At 56.5% G+C, this 4,858-nt stretch carries 3 protein-coding genes; 1 reads left to right on the top strand and 2 read right to left on the bottom strand.

Annotation, left to right across the window (positions count from 1 at the left end):
* A partial coding sequence (locus tag Q5H33_RS08095; RefSeq protein ID WP_302423948.1) for a sugar-binding domain-containing protein occupies positions 1-1,051 on the bottom strand: 1,051 nt, incomplete at its 3' end.
* A gap of 360 nt (positions 1,052-1,411) precedes the next feature.
* On the opposite strand from Q5H33_RS08095, the gene Q5H33_RS08100 reads away from it, so the two are divergent.
* Positions 1,412-2,971 carry a glycoside-pentoside-hexuronide (GPH):cation symporter gene (locus Q5H33_RS08100; protein WP_302423950.1) on the top strand — a complete coding sequence of 520 codons (1,560 nt, stop codon included), beginning with the start codon at positions 1,412-1,414 and terminating at the stop codon, positions 2,969-2,971.
* Between the two features lie 418 nt (positions 2,972-3,389).
* On the opposite strand, the gene Q5H33_RS08105 is transcribed toward Q5H33_RS08100, so the two are convergent.
* On the bottom strand, positions 3,390-4,514 hold the full coding sequence (locus Q5H33_RS08105) for an ROK family protein (protein WP_055063796.1): 1,125 nt from the start codon (positions 4,512-4,514) through the stop codon (positions 3,390-3,392).
* Positions 4,515-4,858 lie beyond the last annotated feature (344 nt).

Raw genomic sequence — 4,858 nt, forward strand, 5'->3', positions numbered from 1 at the left:
CGGCGCCCTTGAAGACCACGCGCTTGCCGTTGAGCTTCATGATGCCGTCTTCGATGCGGAAGCGACGGAAGCCGACGCGCTGCGTTGCGGTTTCAACGATCGCGCCATCATGGCCGATCACCACAACTTGCAGTTCGTACAGTGCCGGGCTCTCGGCGCTCCACGGCTTGACGTCCAACGAGCCGGAAACGATGCCGGTTTCGTCGGATGCGGCCAATGCGGTTTCCCACACCACATTGCCACTCAAATCCTTCAGCGTCGCCGACACGGTGGCGGCATTCTTCGCATTGCGCACCGCGAGTAGCGCGTCGAGCGAACCGGTGGCGGTTTCCGGATTCCAATCCGCTTCGACCTTCATATCTTCAATGTGCACATGCGGCTGTGCGGCGAGTTCCACGGAACGGAACAGGCCGTGCAAACGCCAGTAATCCTGATCTTCCAGCCAGGATGCGCTTGCGTATTCGTAGCAGGCGACGGCCACGACGTTTTCGCCGTCGTGCAACGCTTCGGTGATATCGAATTCGTTCGGGGTGTAGCCGTCTTCGCCGTAGCCGACGAATACGCCGTTGACCCACACGTAGATCGCGGTGGCCATGCCGTGGAACGTGATGCTGACGGTGCCGCCATTTTGACGGGCCGCATCAAGACGCTCGGCGACGGTGAACGTGCGGCGATACAGTGCCACATGGTTGGTTTCGGGAACGTTCGGCTCCTGCGGATTCTCATGGCCGTCCCACGGGTACTGAATATTCACGTACTTGTGGTTCATGTATCCCGCGTTCTGCAGGTGGGAGGGCACGTCGATGCGGCCGAAAGCGGAATCGTCGAAATCCTCGGCTGCGAACGGCTCTTCCTCAAGATCGATGTCGGAGGCCTGCACCATTTCCACGCGCCATTCGCCGTCGAGGCTTTGCTTCAAATCGCTCGGCTCGCCGATCGCGGGAATGTGAGAAAAGGTCACGTGATTGGAATGTGCCGGCGTGCGATTCACTGCGAACACCGTGGGGTCGGTGAGCCACGCGGCGGATGCGGTGGTGATCTTATCTGCCATGATTTCCTCGTTTCCGAAACATAACTTCGTTGTTGATGTAGGTTTAGTTGGTGTGTACTTTTGTGTACTCAGAGTAATAAACTCTTTTACTAGCATGGTAAACATTGTTTACTTAAATTGCAAATCTGCGTGTTGCGTTATTTGCAACTGAATTTACTTATATGGCGATAGGTGACGGCAAATGGCGGTAGTAATCATGATTGCAGATGTCGGCATTTGATAATCGTAAGAACTGCGATTGCGACACGCCGTTTGGGAGCTTTGTTTACTAAGGAATTTTACTTTTGATAGTAAACAACGTATACTCAATTTTCGAGGTCAACGGGTGATCTCATCAAAATCTTCTAAGGAGAAGAGATAATGAGCAATACGACCACTACTGCGAACGGCACGGCTCGTCGCGGAAAGCTCGGCCAGCGCGTAGCGTACGCGTGCGGCAACCTTGGCCAGTCCGCGTTCTATAACGCACTGAGCACCTACTTCGTCGTCTATGTGACGAGCTCCTTGTTCGCTGGTGTTGATAAAGGCGTCGCCACCAAGCTGATCGGCGTCATCACCGGCCTGGTCGTGGTGATCCGTATCGCGGAGATCTTCATCGACCCGCTGCTGGGCAACATCATCGACAACACCACCACCAAGTGGGGCCGTTTCCGCCCATGGCAGTTCCTCGCCGGCGCAATTTCGTCCGTGCTGATCGTGCTAGTGTACACCGGCCTGTTCGGCTTGGTGAACGTGAACGCCACGTGGTTCATCGTACTGTTCGTCATCACCTTCATCGTGCTCGACGTGTTCTACTCCCTGCGTGACATCTCCTACTGGGGTATGATCCCTGCATTGAGCTCCGACTCCCACGAGCGCTCCACCTACACCGCACTCGGCTCCTTCACCGGCTCCATCGGCTACAACGGCATCACCGTCGTGGTCATCCCGATCGTCACCTACTTCAGCTGGGTGTTCACCGGCAAGTACGTCGAAAGCCAGTCCGGCTGGACCTGCTTCGGTATTATCGTCGGCCTGCTCGGCCTCTTGACCGCATGGACCGTTGCCTTCGGCACCAAGGAGAACGAGAGCGCCCTGCGCTCCAAGGCCCAGAAGAACGGCAACCCGATCGAAGCCTTCAAGGCCATCTTCCAGAACGACCAGCTGCTGTGGGTTGCCTTGAGCTACCTGCTGTACGCCATCGCCAACGTGGCCACCACCGGCGTGCTGATCTTCCTGTTCAAGTTCATCCTCGACAACCAGGCCGCATACTCCCTCACTGGCGTGATCGCACTGGTCGCAGGCTTGGTTATGGCTCCGCTGTACCCGATCCTGAACAAGCGCATTCCGCGCCGCTACCTGTACATCGGCGGCATGATCTCCATGATCGCCGGCTATGTGATGCTCGGCATCTTCTCCGACAACATCATCATGGTGTTCGTGGCTCTGGTGCTCTTCTACGTGCCGGGTACCCTCATTCAGATGACCGCCATCCTGTCGCTGACCGACTCCATCGAATACGGCCAGCTCAAGAACGGCAAGCGCAACGAGGCCGTCACCCTGTCCGTCCGCCCGATGCTCGACAAGATCGGTGGCGCCATGTCCAACGGCATCGTCGGCATCATCGCCGTGGCCGCTGGCATGACCGGCAATGCGACCGCAGCCGACATGACCGCATCCAACATCCACATCTTCAAGATCTGCGCCTTCTACATTCCGCTCGTGCTCATCATCCTGAGCCTGATCGTGTTTCTGTTCAAGGTGAAGATCACTGAGAAGATGCACGATGAGATCGTCAAGGAGCTCGAAGTGAAGCTCGCCAACGGTGAGATCGAAGCCGACGACGCTCAGACCGTGGAAGCCGTCGAGGCGGTTGCCGTGGCTGAAACCGCTGGAACTGCTGGAACCGCGACTCCGGCGGGCCAACCTGAATCCCGATAACTGAACTTCCCCTTCCTTTCCGACAACCAGGGCCGCCTGAAGCACTCCATCCGCTGCAGGCGGCCTTTCATGTCTTTTCGTCTCCTCGCCTCTCATCCCGTCCGGGTTCCTCCACTCACTGGAACAATCTGGACGATAAAAGGCCTGTCAGCGGGAGGATTCCTCCGCTCACTGGAGGTTTTTGGACAGTACGGGGGTATTTTGCGGTCCGGATTCTTCCAGCGACTGGAGGGATATGGATGCTTGGAGAGTTGCAGACGGGGCGATTCTTCCGGTGGCTGGAGGTTTTTGGACGTTAGCAGGTCTGTTAGCGGGTAGCTTCCTCCACCGACTGGAGGTTTTTGGACGTTAGCAGGTCTGTTAGCGGGTAGCTTCCTCCACCGACTGGAGGTTTTGGGTCGCGCTAAGGCGTCCGGAGCTATGCTTCGCCGATGAGGGAGCCGCGTTCGTGGATCGTCGGTACCAGTGTGCGGATCACGATGGTGGCCTGTCCGCGCAGGGTGAGATCCTCGCCTTGCCTGCAACGGTGAATTTGCGGCGCCTCCTGATAATCCGTGGTCACGGTGCGGCTGATTTCGTTTTCCATCGCGTCGATGAATTGAGTATTGACGATTTCCGGCGCACCATATACCGAAATGTCGCGCAGATCCAACAATCCTGCCGGTATGGCCATGACGCGCCCGAGCAACGCGCCCGCTTCGGTGAGAATATGCGTACGCGCGGCGGGATCCTGCGAGATGCGTTGCTGCAACCTGTCGCCGGAAACGAATGATTCGAGACATCCCTGTTTGCCGCATTCGCAGATTGGCCCGTTCGGGTCGACCACCACGTGTGCGATTTCTCCGGCAGTGAAGGAACTTCCTTCGATGATGACGTCGTTGAGGCATAATGCCGCGCCGACGCCCCGCCCGATGGAGATGAGCATGGAATTGGGGGAGCAGTCGCCGAAGAATCGTTCCGCCACAAGTGCCGCATTGGTGTCGTTGCCTACGATCACGGGCACTCCGGTGGCGTTTTCCACTTCGGTTTTCAGCGGCAGTTCGCTCCACCCCAAGTGCACGGATTTGCGCACCACGCCGTTGGGTTCCACAATGCCGGTCACCGCGATGCCGATGCCAAGGATCGGCAGTGGCGTTGAGCTGATGAGCTGCCTGCAGAGGTCGATCACGTCATTGACGCTGCAGCCATGGTCGACGGGAAGTTCGGTGCGGTCCACGATTCTGCCGGAAAGATCCGCCAGCGCTCCTTTGACGAGCATCGGATTCGACAGGTCGACGGAGACGATTCGCCAGAAATCGGTGTCGATGGCGAGCACTTGTGAACGTTTACCGCGCCCTTCGCGATTGTCGGGGCCGAGTTCGCGCAGAATGCGATTGTCGACCATTTCGCCGGTCACTTCGCTGGTGGTGAAGCGCGAAAGTCCGATGAGTTTGCCGATATTGGCTCGCGACATTTGCGTTGCGGGGAAAAGCTGCTCGAATGCGGCGGTGATATTGCTGATTCGAATGTCGGAAGGTGATGCCTTTGCTTGGGTACCGCTCACGATGTCCTCGCTTTCTTGTGTGGAGCCGATACATATTGTAGTTTGTGGCGATACAAGTGCGTTATGTAATTTTTATTGGCAATAAAGAGTACTAAACAAGAGTATACGGCATTTTTCCTCGAATTGCGATTGCTTTACGATTGTCACTAAATGGCGGAATTTCAGCTTTTTTGTGGAATAGCAATCGCGTGCCGGATTTAAATGTAAGGAAACTTGACAAAAAAGAATTACGTAGGTATGCTGTGACTATCCGGTGCAAGGAGGTGCCGGAATAATCTCACGAAGGAGAGAGATATGCGATCCCACACTCAGCGTTTGATGGTTTGCGCAGCTTCTTTCGCGGC

Source organism: uncultured Bifidobacterium sp. (assembly GCF_959020145.1).
Classification (GTDB): Bacteria; Actinomycetota; Actinomycetes; order Actinomycetales; family Bifidobacteriaceae; genus Bifidobacterium.

Excerpts from the sequence above, each read along its gene's own strand:
- Q5H33_RS08100 (WP_302423950.1), top strand. The coding sequence starts at position 1,412 with ATGAGCAATACGACCACTACTGCGAACGGCACGGCTCGTCGCGGAAAG.